Raw genomic sequence first — 26520 nt, forward strand, 5'->3', positions numbered from 1 at the left:
AAAACACGTTAACCCAATTGGGGAAATACTATGTTATTACGTTTAGTTACCGTTATCTCACTTATACAATTCCTGTTATTGATGATCTCCGGCGAGAGTATTAATATCGCTCTTTACAGAAGCTTGCTTGTCTTTCTTATTTTATTCTCGCTTGTATATCTTTCGATATTTCTCCTGAATATTATCCAGGACAACAAAACCGTTTCTAATACCGGCGCCCAAACCGAAGACAACAATCCCTCGAATAACAGCGAAGAACAATGATGGTTAACAAGACACTCCAGGAACTTGCTGAGCTATACTGTGAAAATCCGTCGGATGGACTGCGCAACGCCATTATCAGCAAATCTATGCCGCTGATTCGCAGTATTATCGGCAAAATAAACATCCCTGATCAACCCTTAACGCAGCAGGAAGATATTGAAAGTGCGGGGATAAGCGGGCTCCTGCAGGCTATGGACTCCTATGACTGCAGCCGGAATACCAAGTTCAATACCTTTGTCTATTACAGGATCAGAGGCAATATCATCGATTACCTGCGTAAAATCGACCAGCTTCCCCGTAAAAAACGCAAGGATTATGGAGAGGTAAACCAGGCAATTGATAAACTATCGCAAGAGCTGGGGAGAGATCCGTCGGACGAAGAGATTGCCCGCGAACTCGATATGGATATAACAGACTACCGGCAGCTTTTGTCCAACGTACAGACCCGCAATGCGCTTTCCCTGGATACATCTTTCAATAATGATGATTCCGGCACTTTTTATGAAATTCATGAGGATCCGGATGCTGCGTTGCCGGATGAGGAGCTTGTGGATAAAGAACAGATGGGCATTCTTAAAGAAAAGATCGGGGAGCTTGAGGAAAAGAATCGTCTGATACTCACGCTTTACTTTTATGAAGACATGACGATGAACGAAGTAGCCTTACTGCTGGAACTCTCAGAGGCGCGGATATCACAAATTATCGGGAAGATTCTAATTCAGCTGAAACAAAAATTGTCCCGTGAAAAAGTGTTAAACGGTTAAAAAACGGAACCATCTCTTTTCTCCTTTTTCTCTATTCTTTCCTGATAGCAACCGTACCTGCCTTTCCTGGCTGAGCTCTTCCCCTCCGGCCCCTTACTCTGTCTATGATTTTGATCAATAACCCAGGTTTACGTTATCGTACCGCCATAGCAACAAAGATAGTACCTGGTCCCATAGATCTTAACTTATAATACAGCAAAGAAGAAGCCAGTGAACGGCACGGCCTTGCTTCTCCCAAACCAGGTAGAAATAAAGCAGAGCGGCAGATTCGCTACGGCTATGAGGGGAAGGGGGGGGGGGTACCTTACGGCATCATAATTCCCACAAGCTCCACGAGGTAGTCGTACATGCGCTCAAAAATTATGCTGGCGGCATCAGGCATATAGGGAAGAATCCAGGATAACAGCAGGAAGCCCAGCAGCAGTTTGATGGGAATGGCAATAAACAGGATATTGGCCTGTGGCATGACCCGGGCAAAAATGGCAAGCGTCAGATCCAGCAAAAAGAGCACAATAAGGAAGGGGGCCGCGAGCTGGACCGCAATCACAAACAGGTATTTTGCTATTTCGAGCATAAAAGGGCCGGCCTGCTGCAATTCAGCCTGGTTTATGGGGATCAATTCAAAGCTTTTTACCAGGCCGCTCAGATACACTTTGTCCCCCTCCATGGAGAGGAATATCAGGACAGCGAACATGCTGAACAGGTTGGCAACGACATCACTTTTCTGCTGCGTCATCGTATTCACGATCTGAGCAAAGCTTAGCGTAATCTTGAGGCTTATCAGGGTTCCCGCCATCTCAATACCCGCAAAGATAAGTTGTCCCACAAGTCCCAGCGCCACCCCCACCAAAACTTCGAGTATGATCGCCGTCGCCAAGAAAGGGAGTCCCGCCTGGAGAGGTACCAGAACGCTTTCCGCCGGAATGATAAAGGAGAGCATAAAGCTGACAATCAGGGCAAAAAATAATTTAACCCGGGCGGGGAACGCAGCGGAATTAAAAAAGGGAGCGGTCATTACCAAACTACTTACCCGCACAAAGATAAGGAAAGCCGCCAGGATGTATTCTGCAGAAAGTAATGACATTCAATCCTTTCTCTTCTTTTTGATAGCCGGCAGGCCCTATGAATTGGTAAGTTGAGGGATGATTTCGAAAATACTCTCCATAAACCCGATGGCGTATTGTAACATAAAACCGAAGGAAAAGAACAGAATAAGCGCAACCACCACCATTTTAGGTACATAGCTGAGCGTCAATTCCTGAATAGAGGTTGCGGCCTGAAAAATAGCCACAGCCAATCCTATGACCAGCGCTCCTATCAGAGGCGGGGCAGAGAGCACGACTACCGCCGTAAGCATTTCCTGCAGCCAGTGTAAAGCTGTTTCTACATTCATTTTCTAACTATTTAATTAAAACTTTCTACAAGAGACTGCACCAGCATATACCAGCCATCCGTCAGTACAAAAATCAAAATCTTGAATGGAAGCGATACCAATACCGGAGGCAAAAACATGATTCCCATCGACAGCAATACGGCTGAAACGACAATATCGACGACGACAAACGGCAGATAAATCATAAACCCAATCTGGAAAGCAATCCGCAATTCGCTCATCACAAAAGAGGGAACGACCACATAGAACGGTACCTCCTCAACCCCCGAAACGGTTTCCACCTCTGCCATATCCATGAAAAAGAGCAGGTCTTTCTCCCGCGTCTGCCGTACCATAAATTCCTTGAGGGGCAGGGAGGCCTCGCTCAGGGCCTCCATCTGCGTAATTTCCTCGTTCAAATACGGCTGAACAGCTGTTTCATTCACCGTTTCGAAGGTGGGCATCATGATAAAAATCGTCAGGAAGAGCGCCAGTCCGATCAATACTTTATTCGGCGGTGATTGCTGGGTACCGAGACCCATTCTCAAAAAGAAAAACACGACGACAATACGCGTAAAGCTGGTCATCATGGTAATGAAGGCCGATCCAAAAGAAAGAACCGTAACCAGGATCAACGCCTGTATAGCGACCGAAAGGTCCTCTATGTCTCCCCCCAGATCTATCGGAGAAGCCTGAAACAGGGCCGGGAAACTAAAAAACGAAGGCATTGAAATGGAATTTGCCAACAGAGCGGCTGGCAGAAAAAGCGTAAATACTGTTCCGAGAAACGCTGTTTTTTTCCAGGGGTATTTTGTAGACACGCAGTTCTTCATCATAATTTGCTTCTGAATAGGCTGCCAAACGTATATGTACCTGTATCGGCTGTTTGATACGCGTCTTTCGTCTCTTTCCACTCATCCTCCGCGTACCGGTGCAGCAGATTCACCGAAGCGGAGGTGACCCCCAGCACCCATACTTCGCTGTTCATGCGGATAATTTTCAACTGTCCCCCCTCGCCCAGGGTGTGGCTGTCGATCTCCCGGCCTTTCGCAGGCGGAACAGCGCCTTCGGACCGGTCGATCCAAAACCAGATCGCCGCCAGGATGATAACCAGTACAAAAAAGGTGATCAATCCGTTGGAAAACATATCGGAAGACCCTCCATAACGATCCGCATCACCGGCTTCAGACGCTGCGCTGTCTGCTGACAGGCTGTCCGCGGCTTGTTCCTGCTGAAAAACTTCCCTGCCGCCTGTGTTTTCTCCCGTATGATCAATTTGGGAGAGGGTAAACAACCACATCAGAAGCAAAACGACCGAAAGGCCGATCACAATTTTTAAAATCCTGGGGGGACTAACCGAAAGTGAAGATAGCTTGTCTCTAAGATCCATTACTAATTTTAGCAAGACGTTTTTTGGTAGTTACCAGGCTGGAAATGCGAACGCCAAAATGCTCGTCAATGACGACGACCTCACCAAGGGCGATACGATTGCCGTTAACCAGTATATCGACCGGCTCTCCGGCTAACTTCGTCAGTTCGACAACTGACCCTTTGGACAGCTGCAAAACCTTTCCCAGGGGCAATTCTATCCTTCCCAGCTCGACCGAAACATCCAGCTCCACATCTTTAAGCAGATCCATATTATGGGTTTCTCCATTCGTCTGCTCTTTCTCCTCACCAAATTCGGCAAACTCGATATGCCGGGCCGAAATAACTTTTTCCTTCTTTCCTTTTTTTCCCTCCCCCCGGTCTCCTTCCTCATCCGATGACGGCTCCTCTCCCGTTTCTACAATCGGATTTATCGTCCCGGGTGCTGAAGAACCCTCCTGAGCATGTTGCGTTTCGTTCTCCGGTTCCTCCTCACCCTCTTCAGGCTCCCGTTCGATAATCGTATCCGGATCACCCAGCAGGAATTCCGCCCGCACTTTGTTATCCGCCAGTCCGTCTATTCCCATCTGGATCCAGTAGTACTTCTCGTGGCCGAGCAGCTCCTGCATCTCCGTTTTGGATAAAACCTGAACCTCATTCAATTGGGGTGTTATCCCATTGTCCTTTAGCTCCTTGAGCAGTACGTCCCGAAGATCGTCGGAAAATTCCTCCAACAGTTCGATCGTCTTCTCATTCTTTTCCTTTTCCTCGATTCCAAGCATGATGCTTGAGAGCAACCCGTACCATTCCGGATCCAGGACAATCATCACATCGGCATTATAAGCTTCGTCTCTTGCAAATAAAATGATATCCGTTTCATCCAGATGCTCCACAGGCGATGTATGGTCCTCCGGGATCTCGGACATCGCTATTTCAATGCTTGTTTCTTCAAGCAGGATCGAGGTCAAAAACTCCTCTATTGTTGGCAGATATTGTGTAAATACTTCTTTCAGGTTATCCATAGTTCAATTATATAACTTCTTTTTCGTTTATTTCTTCGACCACATCAAAAATCTTGACCGCTCTTCGGCCCCGTACCACCCCGGGATACGCCGACATCTTAAGCGCATTGTTAACCTTGACTTTCAACGGCTGGTCGGTACGCTGGTTCAGCGGAATTACATCCCCCTCTTCAAGGTCAATAATATCTTTAATGGTCAGTCTTGTGGTGCCCAGCAGCGGCTTGATGCACACGTCTGCATCAGATAATGTTCGTTTGTAGGATTCATAGGCCTCCTCAGACAGCTTTTCTTTCTCCGTCTTCTTGCCCTTTGTAAGAACAGAATTATTCATGGCCTGCTTGAGCATGCTATACGGGTAGGAGATCTGTATACTGGCCTGCTTGTCACCAAAATCAATTAAAAGTTTAACGACGATTGTAGGATCGACAGAGGACAGGTGAATATTTTCAGGCTTGCTCTCGTAGGTGGTGGAAGTAATATTAAAATCCATATAGGGCTCCCAGGCGACAATGAGCTCATGATTAATCCCTTTGACAACGCGGGAAATAATTTTCTCCTCAATGGTCGTAAGGCTTCTCGGTTCGGAAAGGTCGCCGCCGTATCCCCCGCTTTGGCGCTCTATGATATGTATACAAAAGCCCGGAGGCATCACCATAATGACATTGCCGCTGAACTCGTCTATCGACGACAGGTAGATTACGCTGGGACTTTGAATACTATTAATAAACTTACTTACAGAGAGCTGGTCTATTCCGTAGAGAAGCACATCCACTTTATGGCGTAATGCACTGCCCAAAACCCGACCCAGGCTCCGGGCAAACATATCGTGGAGCGTTCGAAGATTTCGCATAATCTCCTTACTGAATAACTTCGGGTGCCTGAAATCGTAGGACTCTACATATTTTTCCGTTCCAAGCTTCTGCTCTCGCCGCTTAGATTCCATATACTGTTTTCCGTTCGGTTGTTTTTCATCATTGCATCACATATTTAGAATAATACAAATTGCGTACCGAACGCTGATCAATCGTACTATTAATTATTTTTACCAGCTCTAACCTTAAGTTTTCTTTTCGATCTCTCCCCTGTAGATCCGTCACGGGCAGGCTGGACAAGTATTCAATCAAGCTGTTTCTGATCTTTGAAAGATTGGACTCGATCAACTGCTCATCCTCTTTATCCCTCAATTCAAGGGATAATTCCACCAACAAGTACCGGTGACCATTCGTATCAGCCGGATTGACAATAATCTGTTCCAGCTCATACTGGCCTCTTTCCTCGGGAAAAAAGCTATTGGCATAGTTATAAACCGACTCATAATTTTTTTCCACGATCGTATATGCGATGAAAGCCTGAACTCCCAGTACCAGCACCAACAGGAAATATTTTCCTAATCGTTGAAATTTTAACGCCTTGAACCGACCTTTTTTTTCGCTGTCGGAATCTGTTTCGCTCGTACTTTTATCCATAATTCATTCATCAGTTCGTTTATTAACCCGGTACTAAATAGTCCTTTAGTGTCCCATGGTGACCGTTTCCAGGCTATCATTCATATTCTTAGTCTTAAAATCTATCAATGGAGTCTCTTCCTCCTGCTTATAGTTCACATAAATCTCAACCCTGCGATTTTGACGTCTTCCACCGGACGTTTCGTTGGTGGCCACCGGCTTATACTCACCGAAACTGCTGGCTTCAAACCTTCTGGGTTGCAGCCGGGAATTTTTATTGAGAAACAGGACCACCGAAACCGCCCGGGCCGCCCCGAGATGCCAGTTAGACCGGTAACCGGAGGTGCTGGCAATGGGCACGTTGTCCGTATGTCCCTGTACCACTACGTTCCATACCTCCCTGCTCAGCGTACTTCCGATTTTTCTCAACACCTTTCTGGCTCCGGGCAATAACATGGCAGACCCGCTATCGAAGGTAAGGGAGTCGCGCAGGGTTACCTTGACGCCTTCTTCCGTCTTTTCGATGTCTACTTCCGAAGATAGCCCTTCCTGCTCCAAAAACTGGTTCACCTCGTGCCATTCTTTCCTTAACGTATCATTATCGGATTGCTTACTGGCCTCCTCGTTTTCAAAAATAACGCTTGTGGATGACTGAAAATGAGAAATAAAATCGTTGAAGGTGGACTGGTCTATTCCGGGCGTCAAAACATACAGCAATACAAAAAACACCAACAGTAGTGTTACCAGATCGCTGTAGGTGACTAACCAGTTTCCATTGCCAGATTTTCGTTTAGAATCTCCCATTCCTTATTCTGATATTCAATCCACTGTTCATAGAGTTTTTGTTCTCTGTCATTTCTAATCGGTAGTTCTTCATGAAATTTCTTGTACTCTGCGCGGCTTTTGGGATCCACATGTATAAGCATTTTCTTTTCCATAATGCGGGGATTTTCTCCCTCCACTATGGAAAGTATGCCCACACGAAACATCTGCTTTCTGTTCAAATCCAATTCGCTCAGGTATTCCAGCTTTCCCGCCAGGGGACCCAACAGCATATTTGCCAGTATGGTCCCGTACAGGGTGGTAAGCAATGCCACCGACAGCCCCGCTCCCAGCGACTCGGGATCCGAAATATTCTGAAGCATAAGCACCATACCGATGACCGTGCCGATCATGCCGAAGGCCGGGGCATATTCAGCCATTGAATCCAGCACCTTCACAGAAATTTCCATCTGGCGTTCCTTACTTTGTATTTCGTCCTGCAGTATATTATCCAGGCTTTCCTCTTTGAAACCATCCACCGCCAGCTGCATGCCGTTCTGCAGAAAGTCATCCTTGATATTTCTTATGTCCTCATCAATGGACAGCAATCCTTCGAGACGTACCTTGCGGGAGAACATCCGCATCAATTCCATATCAGTGCGAAGGTCTACCGCCTGGGCCCCCATCATCCTGCGTATCGTCACAAAACTACCCTTAATATCCTCAAAACTGTAATTAACCATCGTAGCTGCTACCACCCCACCGCTTACAATCAAAAAAGAGGAGCCGCTGGCGAATATCATGATGCTGCCCTGCAGCACGATGGCCATGATAATTAAAGAGAAACCCAGAATTAAGCCGATATTTGTCGATCTGTCCAACATGTGATTGTTATCGACTTCCGAATTAAAAACTTAACCGTAAGTTTTATCTCCCAATATCTCCGGCTTTTGGACAATGACGAAGTCTGAAGGTAACGGGGGAGTTGGATTAGTTTTAAATCGGACTTGCGTTATTTTAACAATGTGAGCCATATAAAAAACGCTTCGCTCTTACGACGGATCTTATACAGATCTCTGCAAGAACGAAGCGATTATCGAGATAATTCAGCTAAATCAGGTTAAGACTTATCGCTTCAGGTTTACGGCCTCTGTGAGCATCTCATCGGAGGTGCTGATGACCCGGGCGCTTGACTGGTAGGCCCGCTGTGAAGTAATCATCTCAGTAAATTCCTGGGCGAGATCTACATTCGACCCCTCCAGAGAGCCCGCATTAATGCTGCTGTCCGCCAGGCTGTCAGCGGTATCGATAAAAACCTCTCCTGCGGCAGAAGTAGCCCGGAAAAGTCCGCCTCCCACCATTTCCAGGCCATCTTCGTTTTGCACTTCACCAAGAGCCAGCTGCGCGAGGTTTTTATTTTGACCATTGTCGTACACGCCCTGGACCCGCCCGTCTCCGTCGATATTGATATCCACCAGAGAGCCCTGGGTATAGCCATCCTGGTTTACCACTTTAGCTGTATTGGCTCCTGAATACTGGGTAAAAGAGGTCCCCTGGGAAGAATCCCCGAGCTCAACTTCAAAAGAGGTGGCCTCTGCTCCGTTACCCGGCTCAAAATCAATAGAAAAGTTGCCGCCTGAGTCAACCTGTCCCATTTCATCAAACGTAACAGTCCCTGTCTCCCCATTATTAATGGGTTCCCCGTCGGCAAACTTAGCCTGGTATGACCATTCATTTTCAGCAACCTGGGTAAAATCAAGCATAAGCGTATGACCTTTTCCGAGGTCGTCATATACGGTCGTACTCATGGTTTGCTTATTGGTTTCCCCCTGTTGTGTTACATCAAAGCCGGGGAAATTAATGTCTCCGCTGCCCGTAGCCACTTCCAGGGAAGCAACATCAAAATCGCTGCTGCCCAATTCACCGGAACGGAGCATAAGCATTCCGTCGACCAGACTTACTTCTCCTTCTGTCAGGCCGCTGTTAAAGCTATCTGCCATTTCGCCAAGGGTGGTGCCGTCATTTCCGGCTCCATAGGTAAAGGTAGCCGTTTCGGTGCCCGTGCCGTCATTGGTCGTAATTTCCATTTCCACAGTATCTCCGGCTGCCAGAGGTGAGGCAGTCTGACTCAGATCATTTATATCGGTGCCGGAAGCTGCTATATTTCCACTGCCATCGGTAAATGCACTTTGGGCCGATACTATTTGCCGGATGCTGGTGTTGGCATTCATGTTACCGGCCAGGTTAACCTCATCCGTCTGCCTGGGAGCCAGCGCGTTCTCAAAGTCCACCTGAATATTTTCCGTCGTTCCGCCGCCAATAATATTTCCGGACTGATTGGCATTATAACCCTGCACATGGTTGCCTGACTGGTCAACCAGGTTGCCGTTTTGATTAAAGGTAAAGTTACCGGCTCGGGTCATAAGATCCTGCGTACCGTCATTTATCATAAAATATCCGTCCCCCTCAATAGCCAGGTCCGTGGTTTTCCCGGTATTTTCAATCGTACCCTGACTAAAATCACGGTCGACTGATGCTACCCGTACGCCAAGCCCCACCTGATTGCTTAACGAAGGGGCCGATTCGCCGCCGCCGTTTCCGCCAATATTCTCGTTCATCAGTTCTGAAAACGTGACCCGGGAAGATTTAAATCCGGTCGTATCCACGTTGGCAATATTATTACCGATGGTATCCATCTTGGTTTGAAAGCTCTTCAAACCACTTACTCCTGCATTTAAAGACTTAATTAAAGACATAATGTACTCCGTATTATTTATTAAATGAATGAAGACAGTCTATGTGCTGCTGTCCGCTTTGTTATATTGAATATTCCTTTCCTGCATTTCCCGGTAAAAGGAACACAGGCTCATTTGCGATTTTCTATTAAAGATTACCGGTTCCCACCGTTTCAATGTTACCTATGGGCACTTCCAAACCGTCAATAGATATATGAACGCCATCTCCGGTGAATCGTACCCTGTTAGCAGTGCCTTCGCTGAACATTCGGGATTGTACATTTTCATCCCCGTTAGACGCATTAACCTCAACGCTATATTGTCCCCCGGCCACCGATAGGCCGTCATTGCTTTTCCCGTTCCAGGTCCAGCTGTTTTCTCCTGAAGAAACATTACTGAGCGTTTCACTACGTACAGCACTTCCGGATCCATCCCTGACAATAAATTCCACCTCATCGGCCGGGTTATTCAATTCATAATTGATATCCACACTTCCGCCGGCTTCCAGATTAACCTGGTTACTCAATGCCCGCACGTGCTTTCCGGTCAGGGCCGCCGCCATGGAATTGGTCATCTCGGTACGCATCATCTCCTGGCTGTCTTGCAGTGAAGACAACCCGTCGTTTACTCCGATCAGCTGTTCCACAGAATTAAACTGGGCCAACTGTGATGCGAATTCTTTTCCGTCCATCGGGTTAATGGGATCCTGGTTTTTCATCTGGGCAACCAGCAGCTGTAGAAATTTATCCTGTCCAAGCTTGTTATTGTCCGCAGACTCCGTACCATTCATTTGCGTTTGTGCTTGTGCGCCTATCTGACTTATATCCATATATTTTACCTCTTATTGCGTAATTATGCTATCCATTCCATTTCATTGTATCCGAAACTACGGACCGCCTTTAACTTGGCTTTTCCTGCCTCGTCGGTCCTGGTCTCACCCCCCCCGGATCTCAGGGGGTTTTCATCTCTTCCGTTCCTTCCCGGGGAGCGCCCGGAAAAATGGGAAGCGGGACCTTCCTGGTCGGGGTGATCCAACTGCAGATCAATCTCAGCACCAAATTCCTGCTTTAAATGCTCCCGAATCTGTTGCAGATGCTGCTGGAGCAGTTTGCTTAAATCGAGATTCATCGATCCCATCTTCACCTGAAGAACGCCCTGGACCTCCCGGACCGAAAGCTGCATCTTCTTACCATCATCCAGAACAAAATTGTGCTTTTGCCATTGCTCGGGAGTCTTCCTGGCCTCAGAAGCTGCTGCAATCGCATTCCGGGTTAATGCCGGCAATACTTTTGTACGCAGCGCGGCGTTTGCAATCGGAACCTGTCCCAATTTAAGGGAGGACGAGCCAACCATCGACTGACCTGTTTCTTTGTCATCCTTCATATCGGCGGATTCAGCCGAGTATTCTTTCCACATGAGTTCCTGCTCGCCAGTAGAAGGAGGTATGCTGTCGGTGCTGTTTTCGGTCCCGCTGACTCCGGCTGTTGCTACGTTATTTCGGCCTGCACCGGCGAAAGGTGAAGAGCGCCCAAAAAGCGATCTTCTTTCCCCTTCTATACGACCGCCGGAGCGGCCGGTCCCTCCTTCAGAGGAATTTCGATCTTCTTTCTGCAGGGATTTTCGCAGCTGTGCACCTTTCATCTCAAGCCCTTTTTCAGAGGCTCCCCCTGGAGGGTTATTCAGAAAAAAGGTATCTGTTATTTTCTTCGGTTGATTCGAACCTTCCGGTCGACCGTTTCGGCCGGTCGCCGCTGAACGTTCAGAATTGCTACCTCTATTTCCGGCCCTGTTTTTTTCCAATCGATCCCCTGATGACCTATCCTCAGATGCTTTGTCTGAAAAGGCCCCCTGGCTATTGTCACGAACGGCCGTCTCTTTGTCATCACTTCTTCCCCGAAACAGCAGGTCTGTTTTATGCTCTGCGGACCGGTCAGGAGCTTCACCTTCAACCGTATTCTTTCCTTCTGCCTGTGCCTGCTCCGCGGCTTCTCCGGCTTGCGGGGGTTGTACCTCCGGTCCCTGTTCTTTCTGATGCAGTTGGTTCAGCAGGTTTCTGAGGTGGGTTTTAACTTCTTCATCTTTCATGTTTCCCTCCGACAGTATGCGGGCTATCTTAGCGCTCACACTTCCTGACTTCCCTTCTCCTTCCAGTCTGACCTGCTTCAGCAGCTCCCTGAGCCGGGCTTCAGTCTCTTCCTCTTTCACATTTCCTTCCGACAGTATGCGGGCTATTTTTGCGCTCACACTTCCTGACTGTCCCGATTCAACTGCCCCCTCCGGCCGGCCGGCCTCTTCATCGGACAAGTGCTGCGTGAGCAGCTCGCGAAGGCCCGTACCCAATGGGGCGTTCCGGTCCTTCTTTTCCATGCCATCCGCTGCTTCTCCGGCGCTGGCGGGAGGAATAAGCGCTCCCGCTGCCTGTCCCTGTCCTTCCAGTCTGACCTGCTTCAGCAGCTCCCTGAGCCGGGCTTCAGTCTCTTCCTCTTTCACATTTCCTTCCGACAGTACGCGGGCTATCTTTGCGCTCACACTTCCTGACTGTCCCGATTCAACTGCCCCCTCCGGCCGGCCGGCCTCTTCATCGGACAAGTGCTGCGTGAGCAGCTCGCGAAGGCCCGTACCCAATGGGGCGTTCCGGTCCTTCTTTTCCATGCCGCCCGCTGCTTCTCCGGCGCTGGCGGGAGGAATAAGCGCTCCCGCTGCCTGTCCCTGTCCTTCCTGTTTGACCTGCTTCAGCAGCTCCCTGAGCCGGGCTATGACCTCTTCACTTTTCGGATCTCCCTCCGATAATAAGCAATGAATATTTCCGGCTTTTATATGTACCGCTTCCGAATCCTTCCCTTCATTTGCCAACGATTCTATTTCTTTTTCAGAAAGCATTCCCTCTGCCATACTTTTCGAATTGCCGTCGGAAATATGGTCTCCCTGCAGGGTATCCATCAAAGATTTAAAAACAGGTACTGCTCCCCCTTTTCTACTTCCGGTATCCTTTTTAAAGACAGCTGCCTCTTCGCTATGAGCCGACTTGGAAACTATTTTTCCTATCATATTACATAACCTCCGTCATTAACTGGGCTGCGCGCTTGGATTCAAGCGTACGCAATAATTTCTTTCTGTGCAGTGAGCTCCCCCCTTTATAGAGACGAACAAGCTGATCATCACTCAGTTGGTTTATGATGGGAGCTAAATTTTCATCATCGAGACTTAAAAAACTTTTAATATTCTCCTTAAATTCTTCCTCCTCTTCTTCTCTTGTAGTTTCGGCAAGGGCCGCCTCCGTTTCAGGATCTTCATTTTGCCCTTGCGTTCCTGACAGCTTCTCCATCTCACTTTTCGTTGAAGCCAGTGCCTTTTTCAATGAATCATTGACCATACGGAGGGAATCAAGGGTCATCTGCAGATTCCGGTTATCCTTCCGGAAAGCTACTACCTGTTCTTTAATCGTTTCAAAATCAGCCCCAATCGCATCTATCATCTCATCATCCGCGATAACGTCAGCATAATCATCCGTTTTTGCTATCTCCTCGTACTTTTCTTCATTGAGATAGGGAAAAAGAAAATACATAGCGATCGTCAAGGGGATCAACGGCCCTATGATAAATCCGAGTATTTTTAACAGTTTCTTCGTATTCATTACCCTATTTGGCTAAAACTTTGACCGGCAATTTCATCCATTACCTTTTGCTCCTGCCGCGACAGTTTCTCTATAAAGTTTTCCCGCTCATCCTCTTTCACCTTTTCCATAATGTGCCGCTCTTTGTGGACGGCCGCCAGCTTATCGCGCTCCATATCAACCGCATTTTCAACAGCTTTCAGACTCCCGTTCACCTTTTTCATCTTCTGATGCACTTCATGCACATGGGCCGTGTGTCGCCTTAACCTGTGGAGGTTTTCAAATTCCTCCCGGTCCGCTTTTTCCAAATGCCCTTTTAATTTCTCCTCCAGATCGGCCATTTGATTGTGGAGTTTCTTCTTCTCGGAGAGTTTTTGCGCAAGCTTTTGTTTTTGAAGCTTCTCCTCATGCTCCCGCACTTTTAACACCGATTCAAGTGAAAATTTAAATTTCATAACTCATCGCCTGTTCTTCATTTAACAATCTGTTCGAGCGATTTCCAGAGATTCTCCCTGAAATCGACTTCATGTATATCTTGTATCAAAAATGATTCCAAATCCGGTCGTTTTTCCACGGCCTTATCAATTTTTGGATTTGAACCTTCCACATAAGCCCCGATATTAATCAGGTTTTCCGCTTCCCTGTAGGTTGCTATCAGGTCGCGCACCTCACCTGCGAGATTTCGCTGTTCGGGTGTTACGACATTCGGCATCACCCGGGATATGCTACCCGGCACATCAATCGCCGGGTAGTGATTTTTATGCGCCAAACGCCTTGAAAGGACGATATGACCGTCTAAAATGGATCGTACCGCGTCCGCAATAGGCTCATTCATGTCATCATTGTCGACCAGTACGGTATAAATACCGGTAATGCTCCCCTTGGTTGTCTTGCCCACTCTTTCCAGGAATTTCGGAAGCATGGAAAACACACTTGGCGTGTACCCCTTGGTGGTCGGTGGTTCTCCGGTAGCCAGTCCCACTTCTCTTTGAGCCATGGCCACGCGGGTGACGGAATCCATCATCAAAAGGACATTTTTTCCTCTGTCGCGGAAATATTCTGCAACGGCCGTAGCCGTATAGGCAGCTTTAATTCTGCTCATCGCCGATTTATCCGAAGTCTCCGCTACCACCACTGAGCGGGACATCAGTTCGTCGTCTAGGATATCGTCCAAAAACTCCTGGACCTCACGTCCCCGTTCCCCGATCAGAGCTATGACATTGACATCGGCATCCGAATGGCGGGCGATCATTCCGAGGAGGACACTTTTGCCCACGCCCGAACCCGCAAACAACCCGATACGCTGACCTTTACCGATGGTGTTAAGGGCGTCAATGGCCCGCACGCCGGTATACATGATCTCATTAATGGGCTGCCGCTCAACGGGAGAGGGAGGATCGTTGTGCACATGCTGCTGATTACTGCACAGGAGCGGTCCCTCCTGGTCGATGGGGTCCCCGTTGGCATCAATCACCCGTCCAAGCATCTCATTGCCGACGTTTATGGTGAGCGACTGCCCGAGATATTCGACCCTGCATCCCGCTCTCATCCCTTTGATCCGGTCATAGGGCATCAGAAGGGCCTGTCCTTCTTTCAGTCCCACCACCTCGGCCGGTACGACCGTGTCCATTATCGTTTCAATACCATACACTTCACCGACGCTGGCATGCAGTCCCGTACACTGTATAATAGTCCCTACAATAGAGGAGACCTTCCCATACCGTATGCTTGTCCGCCGGTAGCGCTTCATCTGCTGGCGTATTTCATTCAGGTGGGTCGATATGTCGGTAAGCGAACTCATCTCCAGGACGGCAGCGAGATCGTTTCTCTGAAATCACGAAGCATTTCTTTAAAGTTGTAGACGACGGTCTCCTTTTCGGTGTCAAATGCAAATTCACCGGGATTGTACTTGTCAGAACTGCGAATACTGACGGTTACTTCCGGGGCGTAGGTATTGACAAGTCCTTCGACATACTCATAGTCGCTTTCACAAATCCATATAACCGGTTTCACACTGGTATCTGCTTCGTGCAGAAGATTCGAAAGCTCTTCGTCCAGCTTGTTTCGAATTTCCGGGTTTTCGACCGGCAGTCCCACAATTTTTTCCACCAGTTCAAATACCAGATCGAGGAGTCCCGGATTAATGGCCTCTTGCCGGCGCTTCCATTCCAGGTGAGCGTGATCAAGGATATGCTCTACTCCTTTAATCTTTTCATTAATTTCCTCCCGGGCCTCGGAAATACCTTCCTTCTTTCCTTTTTCAAGTCCCTCCCGAAAAGCGGCCTCCCTTGCTTTTTGAAGCCTTTTCTTCCACATACGGTCCCGCTCCCGCAGCAGCTTTTTTACATCAGTATCCTCTTTATTTCCGGTTCTCTCTGCTTTTTTCGCCGCTCCTTTGTTCTCTGTATAATCCTGGTTTTCAAATGCTACCTGGTAATCAAGGCGTCGATCCTCTTCCTCGTACCAGCTAAGCTGTTCGTCGTGTAAGATTTTTGGCTCTTCCATAACTATGTTATTCGACAATCTCTTCTTCAGACATCTTACGCGTGGTTATCTGTCCCTCTTCTTCGAGCTCCTTAATCTTGCGGATAATACGCTGCTGGGCTTCCTTCACATCCTTCAGCGGAACAGGTCCCAGGGCATCCATGTCTTCCTGCAGCATACCCGCTGCCCGTTCAGACATATTGTCCAAAAACTTATTCTTCACGTTATCATCAACGCCTTTAAGTCCCATCACGAGATCGCTTTTCTCCATCTCATTGATAATGGTCTGAACGGTACGATCATTGAAATGCAGGATATCCTCGAAAAGGAACATTTGCTGCTTAATCTCATCCGCCATTTGGGCATCCCGTTCCTGGATGATTCCGAGTATATGGCGCTCAACCGATATTTCCGCTTCATTAAGAATCTGAGCCACGGCAGCCGTCCCGCTTTTAAGGCGGTCACCGATGGTGTACATCCCACCCATCTGCTCCTTAATAACCTCTTCAATTTCCTTAATCACTTCCGTGGATATCTTCTCCATGGACGAAAGGCGGTAAATGATCTCGCCCCTTATGTCCTCATTCAGGTGGCTGAGTATTTCGGCCGTCTTTTTTTCCTCCAGCTGCGAAAAGATCAGAGCGGCAACCTGTGGATGCTCCTTCTCCAGGAAATTGGTGATCTGAGTCATTTTGCTTTCCTGGAATTCGTCAAAAGCAGTGGATTCTGAACTTGCCCTGAGCTTTTGACGAACCTTGTCCTTGTCCACATTCTCTCCCAGCACATCCAGGAGCTGGTTTGCATAGTCAACCCCGCCTTCCAGCACAAATGCATCGTTGGACATAATGCGGTAGTATTCACCCATAACAGCATCCACGACATGGGGCTTAATATTATTCATATTAGCTACAGCCAGCGTAATAGCCTCGACCTCCTTCGGTTTCAGGTGATCCATCAGCCTGCCGGCTGTTTCAGCTCCTATATTCATAATGAATATGGCAGCCTTCTGCTCTCCCGTGAGATTGCTTGCGTTATCAATAGTTGTCTTGTCAGGGGTGTCTTTCATCAATCATCCTCATTTGAAACTAACATGGCCCGTACCACCCTGGCAGCCTTGGTGGGCTTTAACTCAACCAGGTTTACAATTTCTTCCAGATTATATTTTCGTTCCTCCAGGGCCGGCTGGTCTTCGTCCTGTTCTTCAATATATTTCTTAAATTCATCCTTGCTCATTCCGCTGATCTGATCATCATCTCCGCTACTCATATATACCTGCTTATTCTTGCCGAAAGGAGAACCCACCAGCAATCCTTGTTCCCCGCTGATTGTTTGTTTCCGGAGGCTGTTAAGCAGGGCTATAATGGCCCCCAATGCTGCTAAAATGATGCCCCATCGGAAGATACGGCTCCACGGCCAGGGTTCTTCGAATAGGTTGCCTCTCGGACCCATATCGTCCGGATTCCAAAACTCAACCTGTTTGATGGTAATTCGATCGCCACGTTCCGGCTGCACGCCCAGAGCAGATCCCAGTACCTCCTGGAATTCTTCAATCTCTTCTTCGGAATAGGGCTCATTCATCCACACTTCCTGTCCTTCTTCATTTTCCTGAAGCACCTGCTTTTGATTGAGCAGTACTGAAGCACTTATTTTACTTATATTGCCCTGCGCCTTTTTGTAGACTTCTTTTATCTCAGTGACCTCATAGTTGCGGGTGCGCGAGGTGACCTCATCTTCGGTGGTTGAGGTTACCGCCGTTTCTCCCCGGTCGTCTACGGGCGTAAACTCATCCATCGGTACCAGCTCCGATCCCTCCCGGGTATGGGTTTCTTCACTTTGCTGCTCCGATATCAGGGTTCTGCTTTCCGGGTCCACTTCATTGGATTCGCGGACCAGGCTGTCAAAGTTTTGTTCCACCGAAACCCTTAGAATGCTGTTTCCGGGTCCCAGTACCCGGTCCAGCATTGATTGACCGCGTTCCGTCAGATAGTTTTCGGTTTTTTGCTCAAGCTTCAGCTGCATATCTCCCGAGGCAAAACTGGTCCCTTCATCCTTGTTATCCGTCAACCGGTTTCCCGCCTGGTCAATCACCGTAACCCCCTGGGCATCCAGCCCTTCCACACTCCCCGCAATAAGAGAGGTTATACCATCTACATGCTTTTTTTCCAGGTTTTCGCCGCGTTGGAGTACAAGCAGCACCGATGCCGATGCGGAAACGGAGGTTTGTTCAAAAGGAGATCGCTCGGGCAGTACCAAATGAATTCTGGAAGATTCGACCTGCTGCAAGCTATTGACCGAACGCGAGAGCTCTCCCTCGAGGGCCCGCCGGTTATTCAGCTGCTGCATGTAGTCGGTCATGCCCAGGGTTTTTGTATCAAACAGTTCATAGCCTTTCATATCAGACTTGGGAGCACCGATCGGAGCCAGCTCTATGCGAAGCTGATCCACCCGGTTTCCCTCCACATAGATAGACCGCCCGTTGTTTTCAAGCTTATAATCGACCGCGCGTTCATCCAACTCCTGAATGATTTCCTGGGCCGTTTCGCTTTCGATAGAACCAAAAAGAAGGGTATAGCTCGGCCGCAGGGACCAGTAAAAGAGTCCCCCCACAATTAAAATAATAGCTATTGCCAGGCCGGCAAACATGGTACGCTGTGCCGTACTGAGCGGTGCTACAAATTCCTTGAACCTTTCGGTAAAACTATTCATCTAACCTTCCTAAATTTGCATACGGCTTATTTCCTGGTAGGTCTCTACGGCCTTATTGCGAATCTCCACCATCATTTCAAAACTCATTTGTGCCCGCTGCATGGATATCATGACATCATGCACATTGTCCGACTCGCCGGCTATAAAGTCCTGTACCTGCTGGTCTGACGTTTTCATAGTCTCATCGACGCTGTTGATGGCATTCGACAACGCATCGGCGAACGATTGTTTATCTCCTTCTTCCCCTCCTGTTGCAATCTCCCGGCGCTGGGGCGACAACTCTATATTGTCGGTTTGCTGAACAACAGTGCCTAATTCTATGGGATTAATCATCTCGGTCTAACTTGTTTTAATTCTTGATTCCGAATGGCTGGAGCTTTTTATTTGCGCTAAATTTGGAGCGATCGTTTCATAATTTCCTTCTCTGCTTCAATACTGCTTAAATTCGCTTCGTACAGCTTGTTTGCACTGACCATTTCAGTCATTTCCCGAACCATATCTATATCCGGATACCGAACCATTCCCTCTTCATTGGCATCGGGATGATTCGGATCGTATTCATAACGGAAACTATCCTGCTGGGTTATCTCATAAGAGGGACCCAGGTTGGCGCTCCTCCCGCCTGTGGACGGGCGTTCTACGGTAGCAAAGTGCTGCTGCCGCGTACGCTTCAGGGAGGACATGCTCTCGGCCAGCGTCTGTTTAAAGTTAGCCGGACCAGGTGCCGAAGTACGCACCGACTGGGGCTTATAAACATTTCCTGCTCCCCCGGATGCCGTCGTGTTAGCGTTAGCAATATTTTGGGAAGCAACATTAATCCGTTCCCGTTGAACGGAAAGTCCCTGTGCTGCCGTTTGAAAAGCCGATGATATTCTATCTGGTATCATATGGGTCGTTGTTAGCGATTAGTACTGGTTATACCGGTTCTCAGCATATCAAAATGGTGACGCAGCGAGCGTGTAACAAGCTGAACCCGCATTTGGGTGTCAGCCATCTCTATCAGCTCATTCTCCAATACCACATCTTCGCCGGTTTCTTTAATACTGGGATTGACCTTTTGCATGCCTGACACGCCTTCGGATTCCCGCACTTTTTGGAGTTCATTTTCAAATTGAACCTCATGCTTTTTGTACCCCGGCGTGTCGATATTAGCAATGTTCGATGAAGATACCCGCTGGCGCAACGTGTAGCTGTCCATAGCTTTAGCCAGTAATTGACTGTGACTGCTGTCTATGATATGCATGCTTATCGTTTTATTGATTATCAAAAGTTTATTATCAGCCGCCTGTTACAGGCAGGGTATTTTACAAATCAGGTGTATTTACTCCGTTTCCTCAACACCTGACAAGCATCCGGTTTATGTTACAGGCAATAGCTATGCCAGACCGTCTCACTGCTCAAAACAATAATTAAAACCCTTCTGAGGAAACGGGTTTTGGTAAATCAACTGCATAATTAACCGCCCGGAGGTAATTTTTTCCTCATTATCTATTATTTCCATAAGCCATTTAAGTATGATTCGAAAGAACTGATAATATACTATCCCATATCTCTCTCCCGTTTGAATTAAAGCGAGAGGTCTTTGTGGGATTACTGTCCAACTTTTTTTATTATACCAGATTGGGGGCAATATTATCGAGTTACCAGAATTAATGAATAAACACGCAGGTTCGGATCCCGCCTTTATAATAGAGATGAACAACAGAATAATCCGTGATGTCAACGAAGCGGCAATTACGGGTTGCGACCGTTATAATCCTATTGGCAAGAATCTTGAACAGATCATTTATGTTGTAAAGGATGTTGGCAATGCTATATCACCGGCTTACTTCAATGGGCTGTGGTACACCCTCCAACAGGAGACCCTGATCTGGGAAGGGACACCCCATATCAAAATAACCCTGCAACACCGAGAGGAGATCCCCGATAACGAGACGCTGCACTCTTTAAAAAATATGATCGGCTTTTTACTGCATCGCATTCGTTCTCCCCTCACGGGTATGCAGGGCTATGCTCATATGGCAGAAGGACAATTGGGGAATACATCCAGTGCAAAATATCTCAGGAAAATCAATGCGGGTATTGAAAACCTGTTTGACCTGCTCGATGACCTGGAGTCTCTGCAGGAAATATCCCTTAAAGAAATTGAAGTCAATAATTATTCTGCTGAAACGGTACCCATCATAAAAGAAATTATTTCGGAATACCCACCGGAAATCCAACAAAGAATCACATTTTTGTACTCAGCAGAGAACGAGCAGCTTTTGCGTTGTAGTCCGGCCGATCTGAGACGGATCCTGACGGAACTTATTGATAATGCAGTTGATCACGCTCCTGCCAAAGATGGAAATAACATTACGATCGAGCTTCCCTCCGACCAGGCGGTAAAAATTTCTCATGACGGGAACCTCATTCCGAAATCCATTGCCCGACAGCTGTTTTTTCCCTTTGTGACCGGCAAAGCTACAAAACTGGGGATCGGTTTAACCATGGCCATACTCTATGCCAAACGATATAAGGGGACCATCTTCCTGACGGATAACAACCCATTTCGAGGGGTATCTTTTACTTTTTGTCTCCCGCCGTCGGATCCTTCCACCTCCAGCTCACTATTGTAGTCGTATTTGTATATCCCCTCTCATTCTTTAGCTGATCGTAATAATTCTTTATATGTACAAACCATATAGGCCTGTATCACGAAAGATCGAAACTTTATACAAGGTCTACTTCGGCTCACGAAACCCCTGATAGCAGGACTGTGACTACGCTGACAATGAGGAAAACAGTCTCATTACACCGACCTCATCCCCCGCAGGTTCGACACGGCTCTTAATATATTATGCAGATATCGTTTGCCGGTGCTTCACAGGAGCCGGACCACAGGCATTACCTGCCAGCGGTGCTGAAATAATTCATCTTCCAATAGCTTCCCCGGGACCGGAATAAGGGCACCGGCCCGGTCATTTCCCGCTCCTTCAGCCTCTCTCTCGATCGCGGGCTTCCTTGCTTATTTTGTCAGGGGGATCTTCAAAACCAGCCGGCAACCATGGGGTACTAAAGCTGCCTGCAAAAAAGGGTGCCCCTTATTCCGGAGGACACCCTTCGAACATCTGCAGTTTATAAGATTTGCCGCCCGGGTATCCCCGACAGCCTACGCACGTTACCGCTCCCTTTAAAACCCGCTGAAATCGTCTTCATCCTCACCAAAGGGGATCAGCTGCGCCCCCCCGTTGCCATGGTGGCCGTTGGACGGGCTCTTCTGCTGGTACTGTCCCGGCGCCGACCCCTGCCCGTTACTCTTGCTCTTCCGGGCATAACCGTTTCCATTTCCATTCCCGCTGTGCCCGTTCGACCCGTGGGCGTTGTTGGATCCCCCGTTCCAGGAATAGCTCTGCTTCCGGCTCCCCTGCCCGTCAACTCCGCCCACCAGCGAGGTTAGCTCATCAACAATGTTGTTGAGCTCGGAGGCCTGCGAGGACAACTCCTCGGCCGAGCTGGCCGCCTCTTCGGAGGTCGACGCATTGCCCTGCACCGCCTCGTCCATTTCCGAGACCGCGGAGTTGATCTCCTGCACCCCGGTCGCCTGCTCCTTGGCCGCCGCCGCGATTTCCACCACCAGCGTATTGACGTTATTGACGCTGTCCTTAATCTTCTGCAGGTTTTCGGCCACTTCGTCCGCCACCTTGGCCCCCCGCTTCGAACTCTCCTGGGAACTTTCGATCAGCGCCGAGGTATTCTGGGCCGCTTCGGCGCTGCGCTGGGCCAGATTCCGTACCTCCTCGGCCACCACCGCAAACCCCTTGCCCGCCTCTCCGGCGCGCGCCGCCTCCACGGCGGCATTCAGGGCCAGCAGGTTGGTCTGAAAGGCGATGTCATCGATCGTTTCAATAATCCTGGAGGTCTGATCGGAGGAGTCCTTGATCTCTTCCATCGCCCCTTTCATGCGCTCCATCGCCTCCACGCCTTCTTCCACCATCGGCTTGGCTTCCCGCATCGCAGCCTCGGCCTCCCCGGAGTTCTCGGCCGACTGGGTCACCTGCGAGGAGATCTCCTCGAGGGCCGAGGTCGTCTCCTCCAGGCCTGCCGCCTGCTCGCTGGAGCTCTCCGCCAGGTCCTGGCTGGCACCAGAGAGCTGTCCCGCTGAAGCATCTACCTGGCTTGCACCGCTGCTGAGCCGATCGATCATACTATTAAGGGCAGCATTTATGGTCCGACCTACGTAAAGGCCAAAGAACAGAGCTCCCAGTACAGCCACCAAGGCGCCTATACTTATAATCCAAATATACTGAGAAGAGGTTGAGGCTGTTAGCGTTGCTTTTTCGCGGGCACTGTTCTCAGCCGCTTCAGCAACCATCATAACATCATTTGTAAGAGCCTGGAAAGCTGTAGTTGTATTTTCTACCGCATTTAACAATGAGGTGTGAGTTTGTTCCATCTGCTCAACATCTTCCATATTTCGACCCTGAACAGTCAAAGCCTCATCAAGAAAACCGCGGCCCGCGGATCCAGTAGCCATGCCATTACGCAGAGATACCAACTCTTGACGCAAATTAGCATAATTTTCTTTAATTCCTTGCCAATACGTTTCATTATTTTCTGCCAATGCCAGTCCGATCAGACGCTGATTGTCAACTATTTTCATTCGGAGAGTTGCAACATCAAGGGACTGTGTTGCATTCGGATCGTCCAGGTAGTTATTCAATATTGCAATAAGCTCATCCGACGTATCTTTAACCTCGGTTTTTTTTATCTCCAATGTTTGGGAAGCCTGCTGAAAATTTTCAATACTTGTTCGAAAACGAGTCACTTCTTGCTTAAGCCCGGGAATTTTTTCTTCCAATACAGGAAGATCATAGTTATCCGTAAGCACCTGCAATTCCTGGATTTCGCCGTTTATTTTATCGAAGCGGGCAATTGCTTGTTCAAATATTTCATGATCATTTAATTGACTATATTTTAAATATTCAGTGTTGGCATCCCTTACCGCCTGATCCAACGCCTGCGAGCTGCCCCACTCCGGCAAATTAACCTCATCCAGTTCTGCTGCATAGCCATCTATTATATTAAAAGCGTAGATTGCCACGGCACCGAGGAGAAGCGTAATGGTTACGGCTCCGGTTGTTAAACTCATGATTCGTTTCGCGATCGTCCAGTCGCTTTTTTTGACGGATGAACCCAGACCACTTGTTAGTTTATTTATTAAATTCATAACGCTATTCTGTTCTATTTATCTATTTATATTAATTGGTCAAGTTTATTTATTTGCTTCTTCTCTCATGGATGTCTCCAGCACCTTCTGAGGCACGTCAAACAAAACTTCATGGACTTCGATAATCATTTTCACCGAATCCTGAAGCTTGCCGAGACCGGCCAAATATTTACCCTGATCATCCACGCCCACGGTAGGGACCTCTTCGATATCCTCTGTTTCTATATCCACGACTTCTGAAACCTTGTCCACCAGAATACCCATCAGGTATCCATCATCCTGAATGACGATAATACAGGTTTCGTCGGTGTCATCAACCTTGTTGAGCCCGAACCGTGTCCGCAGATTCATAACCGGAACTATTTTCCCCCGCAAGTTCAGCACTCCCCTTATATAAGAGGGCATTTTCGGAACCGGGGTAATATTCATCAATCCGATTATTTCCTGGACTTTTAAAATCTCGATAGCATATTCTTCCTGACCCAGAAAAAAGGTCAAAAATTTTCCGCCTTCTATATCGGGACCCTCATTCTGTTTTTTTTCTTCTTTAACTGCTGTATCACTCATAAGAACCTTTTTTTTTATTTTTGTAGCCAATTAACACGCTGTGGGACTTCAGGATCTGTACAGGCATCGCTCCTTTTTCGAATGGACTGCTCTCGTATTCGATTAATGCCCCAGTGTGCCAACCTATACGCTATTATCGGTGGAAACACCGCTTTCTTAAACTTTTTAAAGCAACGGTAACATTTTCTTTTCATGAACCATGGAGGGAACCGGCTTTTACTTAGCTTGTTATATCCAGCATTTTTTTCCTGAGATTTTCAGGTGTAAAGGGCTTGTGGACAAAACCCGCGCCTTGTCTGTCGATCTCTTCAATACGGCCCTTGTTGCTTTCCGTGGAAACGATCAGCACGGGCAATTTTTTTGTCGCTTCCTGCTGCCTTACTCTGCTCAGCATTTCCATACCATCCATAACCGGCATATTAATATCAATAAATAGAAAGTCCACCTCTCCCCTGTCCAATACCAGAAGCCCTTCCCTGCCATTTTCGGCTTCATAAATCTGGTTCACATCAAGACCGCACAAGCGGATGGTCTTTATTATCATTTTCCTCATGACGGCGCTGTCGTCGACAACAAGTATGTTTATAGCCATTGGTTTCTATTTTTTATCGTTAAATACTGTTAAGCCGTTTTTTTCCTGGCACGGCTGATTATAGCATCCGCTATTTTTGACAGCGGCAGCACCTGGGCCACGGCTCCCAGTTCATCCGCCACCTTGGGCATGCCGTATACGACACAACTCCCTTCGTTTTGCCCGATCGTAAATGCCCCTTTTTCTTTCATAGCCAGCAATCCTTTTGCGCCATCCGAACCCATACCGGTTAAAATGACACCGGTTGCATTGATGCCGGCTGACTCCGCTACCGAATTGAACAGTACGTCGACACTCGGACGATGGTGGTGGACCGGGGGGCCCTGCTTTACCTTGCTGTAATATTTAGCACCTCGTTTTTCTACCTGCATGTGGTAATTACCGGGAGCTATCAATACCTGCCCGGGGCGTATCCAGTCTCCATTTTCTGCCTCCTTGACATTCACATGGCATACGGTATCCAGTCGTTCGGCAAAACTACGGGTAAAAACCGGCGGCATATGCTGCACAATCACCATCCCGGGTAGATTAGGTGGCAGGGCCGGCAATATCTCCTCCAATGCTTTGGTCCCGCCCGTAGACGCCCCGACGGCTATGATTTTCTTCGTGGTCTCCTTTAACCGGGCTTGCGGCATTTTTTGCCCGTTCGGTTTCCCCGTTTGTTTCGGGGCGACGACACCCTTATTAAACCGGGCCACCGAAGCAGCACGCACCGCATGAATAATTTCCCGGGATATATTCTGTGTTGAATAGGCTGAACCCGGCTTACATATCACATCCACCGCCCCCAGCCGGAGAGCTGTCAATGCATTTTCACTGTTTTTAGGCGTTAACGAACTGACCACCACCACCGGCATGGGATGATGTTCCATCAGCTTGGAAAGAAACGAAAGTCCGTCCATACGAGGCATTTCAAGGTCAAGCGTCAACACGTCCGGATTGAGTTTGGCAATTTTTTCCCGCGCCACGTACGGGTTAAAAGCCGTGCCTACCACCTCTATATCCTTCTGTTTGTTTAATTCTTTTCTTAACAGCTGTCTCACCAGCGCCGAGTCGTCGACCACCAATACTTTAATCATAGCTCTTCCTCCATCGTGTAATACACAGTTATCCGCACGGCACCTTCATCCAAATAAACGTGAACCGATTCTTTTTTCATAGCGTCTATATCTCCATCCATATTCTCTGTCTCTTGCAAAACAGACGGAGGTTCTATGTAACAGATCTGATCATCATGAGCAAAAAGAGGTACGGTATTACCGCAGATGATATTCGCAACCTCACAGAGGGCTCCTGATTTTTCCTCCGCATCGGGGGCTTCAATTCCCAGCATATTCGCAGCCATTGCTGTTAAAAACTCCCCGGAGGAGGGTTCAATAATCATTTTTCCCGTGGCAGCGCCGTTAAAACCGACCACCGACCGGATTCCCTTTTCAAAGAAGTTTCTCTCTTTCTCATCTGCTGCCTCCCACTCTTCAAGAGGAAACATATAACAGGTAACTTCAAACGTGTTTACGACTATATCGTATATTTTGTCTTTATAATTGTCACTCTTAACCATGTTTTCCATATCCTTGTATGTATTCAGCTTTATTGGCCTTTTATAGCTGTCCATAT

General features: G+C 48.0%; 29 protein-coding genes. 3 read left to right on the plus strand and 26 right to left on the minus strand.

Going from position 1 to position 26520, the window contains the following annotated elements:
* The first annotated feature begins 30 nt into the window (after positions 1 to 30).
* Together BUB16_RS16010 and BUB16_RS16015 are read left to right on the plus strand one after the other, a co-directional pair.
* A complete protein-coding gene (locus BUB16_RS16010) occupies positions 31 to 264 on the plus strand; it encodes a hypothetical protein (protein ID WP_139240340.1) in 234 nt (77 codons plus the stop codon).
* Positions 261 to 1028, plus strand: coding sequence for a sigma-70 family RNA polymerase sigma factor (locus BUB16_RS16015; RefSeq protein WP_084088357.1), 768 nt, complete (start codon positions 261 to 263; stop codon positions 1026 to 1028). The genes BUB16_RS16010 and BUB16_RS16015 overlap by 4 nt, the downstream gene beginning before the upstream one ends.
* Before the next feature lie 304 nt (positions 1029 to 1332).
* Here BUB16_RS16015 and fliR read toward each other — a convergent pair whose 3' ends face one another.
* From fliR to BUB16_RS16120, 21 genes are all read right to left on the minus strand, one after another.
* Complete coding sequence (gene fliR / locus BUB16_RS16020; protein WP_073066842.1) at positions 1333 to 2112, minus strand: flagellar biosynthetic protein FliR; 780 nt, start codon at positions 2110 to 2112, stop codon at positions 1333 to 1335.
* A gap of 36 nt (positions 2113 to 2148) precedes the next feature.
* On the minus strand, positions 2149 to 2421 hold the full coding sequence (locus BUB16_RS16025) for a flagellar biosynthetic protein FliQ (protein ID WP_073066843.1): 273 nt from the start codon (positions 2419 to 2421) through the stop codon (positions 2149 to 2151).
* Positions 2422 to 2432: 11 nt separating this feature from the next.
* A complete protein-coding gene (gene fliP, locus BUB16_RS16030) occupies positions 2433 to 3236 on the minus strand; it encodes a flagellar type III secretion system pore protein FliP (protein WP_139240341.1) in 804 nt (267 codons plus the stop codon).
* A complete protein-coding gene (locus BUB16_RS16035; protein ID WP_139240342.1) occupies positions 3233 to 3805 on the minus strand; it encodes a flagellar biosynthetic protein FliO in 573 nt (190 codons plus the stop codon). Before BUB16_RS16035 ends, fliP begins: the two co-directional genes overlap by 4 nt.
* Entirely contained in the window at positions 3780 to 4790 is a 1011-nt protein-coding gene (fliN, locus tag BUB16_RS16040; protein ID WP_073066853.1) for a flagellar motor switch protein FliN, read from the minus strand. The genes BUB16_RS16035 and fliN overlap by 26 nt, the downstream gene beginning before the upstream one ends.
* 7 nt (positions 4791 to 4797) lie before the next feature.
* Positions 4798 to 5733, minus strand: coding sequence for a flagellar motor switch protein FliM (locus BUB16_RS16045; RefSeq protein WP_073066857.1), 936 nt, complete (start codon positions 5731 to 5733; stop codon positions 4798 to 4800).
* A gap of 28 nt (positions 5734 to 5761) precedes the next feature.
* Positions 5762 to 6256, minus strand: coding sequence for a flagellar basal body-associated FliL family protein (locus BUB16_RS16050; RefSeq protein ID WP_073066860.1), 495 nt, complete (start codon positions 6254 to 6256; stop codon positions 5762 to 5764).
* Positions 6257 to 6301: 45 nt separating this feature from the next.
* Positions 6302 to 7039, minus strand: a complete 738-nt coding sequence (locus tag BUB16_RS16055; protein WP_073066863.1) for an OmpA/MotB family protein — start codon at positions 7037 to 7039, stop codon at positions 6302 to 6304.
* On the minus strand, positions 6997 to 7881 hold the full coding sequence (locus tag BUB16_RS16060; RefSeq protein WP_073066867.1) for a motility protein A: 885 nt from the start codon (positions 7879 to 7881) through the stop codon (positions 6997 to 6999). Before BUB16_RS16060 ends, BUB16_RS16055 begins: the two co-directional genes overlap by 43 nt.
* 243 nt (positions 7882 to 8124) lie before the next feature.
* Positions 8125 to 9753 carry a flagellar basal-body rod protein FlgF gene (flgF, locus tag BUB16_RS16065; protein WP_084088358.1) on the minus strand — a complete coding sequence of 543 codons (1629 nt, stop codon included), beginning with the start codon at positions 9751 to 9753 and terminating at the stop codon, positions 8125 to 8127.
* A gap of 127 nt (positions 9754 to 9880) precedes the next feature.
* Positions 9881 to 10561 (minus strand): flagellar hook assembly protein FlgD, encoded by a 681-nt coding sequence (locus BUB16_RS16070; protein ID WP_073066873.1) that lies wholly within the window; start codon positions 10559 to 10561, stop codon positions 9881 to 9883.
* 23 nt (positions 10562 to 10584) lie between these two features.
* A complete protein-coding gene (locus tag BUB16_RS16075) occupies positions 10585 to 12780 on the minus strand; it encodes a hypothetical protein (protein ID WP_073066876.1) in 2196 nt (731 codons plus the stop codon).
* Between the two features lies 1 nt (position 12781).
* Complete coding sequence (locus tag BUB16_RS16080; RefSeq protein WP_073066880.1) at positions 12782 to 13366, minus strand: hypothetical protein; 585 nt, start codon at positions 13364 to 13366, stop codon at positions 12782 to 12784.
* Positions 13366 to 13800: a flagellar export protein FliJ gene (gene fliJ / locus BUB16_RS16085; RefSeq protein WP_073066883.1), complete on the minus strand. Its 435-nt coding sequence runs from the start codon at positions 13798 to 13800 to the stop codon at positions 13366 to 13368. The genes BUB16_RS16080 and fliJ overlap by 1 nt, the downstream gene beginning before the upstream one ends.
* Before the next feature lie 17 nt (positions 13801 to 13817).
* Entirely contained in the window at positions 13818 to 15146 is a 1329-nt protein-coding gene (locus tag BUB16_RS16090) for a FliI/YscN family ATPase (RefSeq protein ID WP_084088359.1), read from the minus strand.
* Positions 15143 to 15850: a FliH/SctL family protein gene (locus BUB16_RS16095; protein WP_073066885.1), complete on the minus strand. Its 708-nt coding sequence runs from the start codon at positions 15848 to 15850 to the stop codon at positions 15143 to 15145. The genes BUB16_RS16090 and BUB16_RS16095 overlap by 4 nt, the downstream gene beginning before the upstream one ends.
* Before the next feature lie 7 nt (positions 15851 to 15857).
* Positions 15858 to 16895 (minus strand): flagellar motor switch protein FliG, encoded by a 1038-nt coding sequence (gene fliG, locus BUB16_RS16100; protein WP_073066888.1) that lies wholly within the window; start codon positions 16893 to 16895, stop codon positions 15858 to 15860.
* Positions 16895 to 18535 (minus strand): flagellar basal-body MS-ring/collar protein FliF, encoded by a 1641-nt coding sequence (gene fliF, locus BUB16_RS16105; RefSeq protein WP_073066891.1) that lies wholly within the window; start codon positions 18533 to 18535, stop codon positions 16895 to 16897. Before fliF ends, fliG begins: the two co-directional genes overlap by 1 nt.
* Before the next feature lie 9 nt (positions 18536 to 18544).
* On the minus strand, positions 18545 to 18868 hold the full coding sequence (gene fliE, locus BUB16_RS16110; RefSeq protein ID WP_073066895.1) for a flagellar hook-basal body complex protein FliE: 324 nt from the start codon (positions 18866 to 18868) through the stop codon (positions 18545 to 18547).
* 56 nt (positions 18869 to 18924) lie between these two features.
* Positions 18925 to 19422 carry a flagellar basal body rod protein FlgC gene (gene flgC / locus BUB16_RS16115; RefSeq protein WP_073066900.1) on the minus strand — a complete coding sequence of 166 codons (498 nt, stop codon included), beginning with the start codon at positions 19420 to 19422 and terminating at the stop codon, positions 18925 to 18927.
* Positions 19423 to 19433: 11 nt separating this feature from the next.
* Positions 19434 to 19778: a flagellar basal body rod protein FlgB gene (locus BUB16_RS16120; protein ID WP_084088360.1), complete on the minus strand. Its 345-nt coding sequence runs from the start codon at positions 19776 to 19778 to the stop codon at positions 19434 to 19436.
* 409 nt (positions 19779 to 20187) lie between these two features.
* On the opposite strand from BUB16_RS16120, the gene BUB16_RS16125 reads away from it, so the two are divergent.
* Positions 20188 to 21153, plus strand: a complete 966-nt coding sequence (locus BUB16_RS16125) for a sensor histidine kinase (RefSeq protein ID WP_073066903.1) — start codon at positions 20188 to 20190, stop codon at positions 21151 to 21153.
* Between the two features lie 554 nt (positions 21154 to 21707).
* On the opposite strand, the gene BUB16_RS16130 is transcribed toward BUB16_RS16125, so the two are convergent.
* The 5 genes from BUB16_RS16130 to BUB16_RS16150 form a co-directional block, all read right to left on the minus strand.
* Positions 21708 to 23744, minus strand: coding sequence for a methyl-accepting chemotaxis protein (locus tag BUB16_RS16130; RefSeq protein WP_084088361.1), 2037 nt, complete (start codon positions 23742 to 23744; stop codon positions 21708 to 21710).
* A 45-nt stretch (positions 23745 to 23789) separates the two neighbouring features.
* Positions 23790 to 24311 (minus strand): chemotaxis protein CheW, encoded by a 522-nt coding sequence (locus BUB16_RS16135; RefSeq protein ID WP_073066910.1) that lies wholly within the window; start codon positions 24309 to 24311, stop codon positions 23790 to 23792.
* 220 nt (positions 24312 to 24531) lie between these two features.
* Positions 24532 to 24903: a response regulator gene (locus BUB16_RS16140; protein WP_073066913.1), complete on the minus strand. Its 372-nt coding sequence runs from the start codon at positions 24901 to 24903 to the stop codon at positions 24532 to 24534.
* Positions 24904 to 24932: 29 nt separating this feature from the next.
* Entirely contained in the window at positions 24933 to 25982 is a 1050-nt protein-coding gene (locus BUB16_RS16145; RefSeq protein ID WP_073066915.1) for a protein-glutamate methylesterase/protein-glutamine glutaminase, read from the minus strand.
* A complete protein-coding gene (locus BUB16_RS16150) occupies positions 25979 to 26518 on the minus strand; it encodes a chemotaxis protein CheX (protein ID WP_073066918.1) in 540 nt (179 codons plus the stop codon). Before BUB16_RS16150 ends, BUB16_RS16145 begins: the two co-directional genes overlap by 4 nt.
* Positions 26519 to 26520: the final 2 nt, after the last annotated feature.

Origin of the sequence: Fodinibius roseus (assembly GCF_900129315.1) — a bacterium.
GTDB classification, from domain to species: domain Bacteria; phylum Bacteroidota; class Rhodothermia; order Balneolales; family Balneolaceae; genus Fodinibius; species Fodinibius roseus.

Excerpts from the sequence above, each read along its gene's own strand:
- BUB16_RS16130 (WP_084088361.1), bottom strand. The coding sequence starts at position 23,744 with ATGAATTTAATAAATAAACTAACAAGTGGTCTGGGTTCATCCGTCAAA.
- BUB16_RS16125 (WP_073066903.1), top strand. The coding sequence starts at position 20,188 with ATGAATAAACACGCAGGTTCGGATCCCGCCTTTATAATAGAGATGAAC.
- BUB16_RS16090 (WP_084088359.1), bottom strand. The coding sequence starts at position 15,146 with ATGAGTTCGCTTACCGACATATCGACCCACCTGAATGAAATACGCCAG.
- BUB16_RS16095 (WP_073066885.1), bottom strand. The coding sequence starts at position 15,850 with ATGGAAGAGCCAAAAATCTTACACGACGAACAGCTTAGCTGGTACGAG.
- flgC (WP_073066900.1), bottom strand. The coding sequence starts at position 19,422 with ATGATACCAGATAGAATATCATCGGCTTTTCAAACGGCAGCACAGGGA.
- BUB16_RS16015 (WP_084088357.1), top strand. The coding sequence starts at position 261 with ATGATGGTTAACAAGACACTCCAGGAACTTGCTGAGCTATACTGTGAA.
- BUB16_RS16140 (WP_073066913.1), bottom strand. The coding sequence starts at position 24,903 with ATGGCTATAAACATACTTGTTGTCGACGACAGCGCCGTCATGAGGAAA.
- BUB16_RS16145 (WP_073066915.1), bottom strand. The coding sequence starts at position 25,982 with ATGATTAAAGTATTGGTGGTCGACGACTCGGCGCTGGTGAGACAGCTG.
- fliG (WP_073066888.1), bottom strand. The coding sequence starts at position 16,895 with ATGAAAGACACCCCTGACAAGACAACTATTGATAACGCAAGCAATCTC.
- BUB16_RS16070 (WP_073066873.1), bottom strand. The coding sequence starts at position 10,561 with ATGGATATAAGTCAGATAGGCGCACAAGCACAAACGCAAATGAATGGT.
- fliF (WP_073066891.1), bottom strand. The coding sequence starts at position 18,535 with ATGAATAGTTTTACCGAAAGGTTCAAGGAATTTGTAGCACCGCTCAGT.
- BUB16_RS16135 (WP_073066910.1), bottom strand. The coding sequence starts at position 24,311 with ATGAGTGATACAGCAGTTAAAGAAGAAAAAAAACAGAATGAGGGTCCC.
- BUB16_RS16150 (WP_073066918.1), bottom strand. The coding sequence starts at position 26,518 with ATGGACAGCTATAAAAGGCCAATAAAGCTGAATACATACAAGGATATG.
- fliP (WP_139240341.1), bottom strand. The coding sequence starts at position 3,236 with ATGATGAAGAACTGCGTGTCTACAAAATACCCCTGGAAAAAAACAGCG.
- BUB16_RS16060 (WP_073066867.1), bottom strand. The coding sequence starts at position 7,881 with ATGTTGGACAGATCGACAAATATCGGCTTAATTCTGGGTTTCTCTTTA.
- BUB16_RS16045 (WP_073066857.1), bottom strand. The coding sequence starts at position 5,733 with ATGGAATCTAAGCGGCGAGAGCAGAAGCTTGGAACGGAAAAATATGTA.
- fliE (WP_073066895.1), bottom strand. The coding sequence starts at position 18,868 with ATGATTAATCCCATAGAATTAGGCACTGTTGTTCAGCAAACCGACAAT.
- fliN (WP_073066853.1), bottom strand. The coding sequence starts at position 4,790 with ATGGATAACCTGAAAGAAGTATTTACACAATATCTGCCAACAATAGAG.
- fliJ (WP_073066883.1), bottom strand. The coding sequence starts at position 13,800 with ATGAAATTTAAATTTTCACTTGAATCGGTGTTAAAAGTGCGGGAGCAT.
- flgF (WP_084088358.1), bottom strand. The coding sequence starts at position 9,753 with ATGTCTTTAATTAAGTCTTTAAATGCAGGAGTAAGTGGTTTGAAGAGC.
- BUB16_RS16055 (WP_073066863.1), bottom strand. The coding sequence starts at position 7,039 with ATGGGAGATTCTAAACGAAAATCTGGCAATGGAAACTGGTTAGTCACC.
- BUB16_RS16075 (WP_073066876.1), bottom strand. The coding sequence starts at position 12,780 with ATGATAGGAAAAATAGTTTCCAAGTCGGCTCATAGCGAAGAGGCAGCT.
- BUB16_RS16010 (WP_139240340.1), top strand. The coding sequence starts at position 31 with ATGTTATTACGTTTAGTTACCGTTATCTCACTTATACAATTCCTGTTA.
- BUB16_RS16025 (WP_073066843.1), bottom strand. The coding sequence starts at position 2,421 with ATGAATGTAGAAACAGCTTTACACTGGCTGCAGGAAATGCTTACGGCG.
- BUB16_RS16120 (WP_084088360.1), bottom strand. The coding sequence starts at position 19,778 with ATGCATATCATAGACAGCAGTCACAGTCAATTACTGGCTAAAGCTATG.
- BUB16_RS16050 (WP_073066860.1), bottom strand. The coding sequence starts at position 6,256 with ATGGATAAAAGTACGAGCGAAACAGATTCCGACAGCGAAAAAAAAGGT.
- fliR (WP_073066842.1), bottom strand. The coding sequence starts at position 2,112 with ATGTCATTACTTTCTGCAGAATACATCCTGGCGGCTTTCCTTATCTTT.
- BUB16_RS16080 (WP_073066880.1), bottom strand. The coding sequence starts at position 13,366 with ATGAATACGAAGAAACTGTTAAAAATACTCGGATTTATCATAGGGCCG.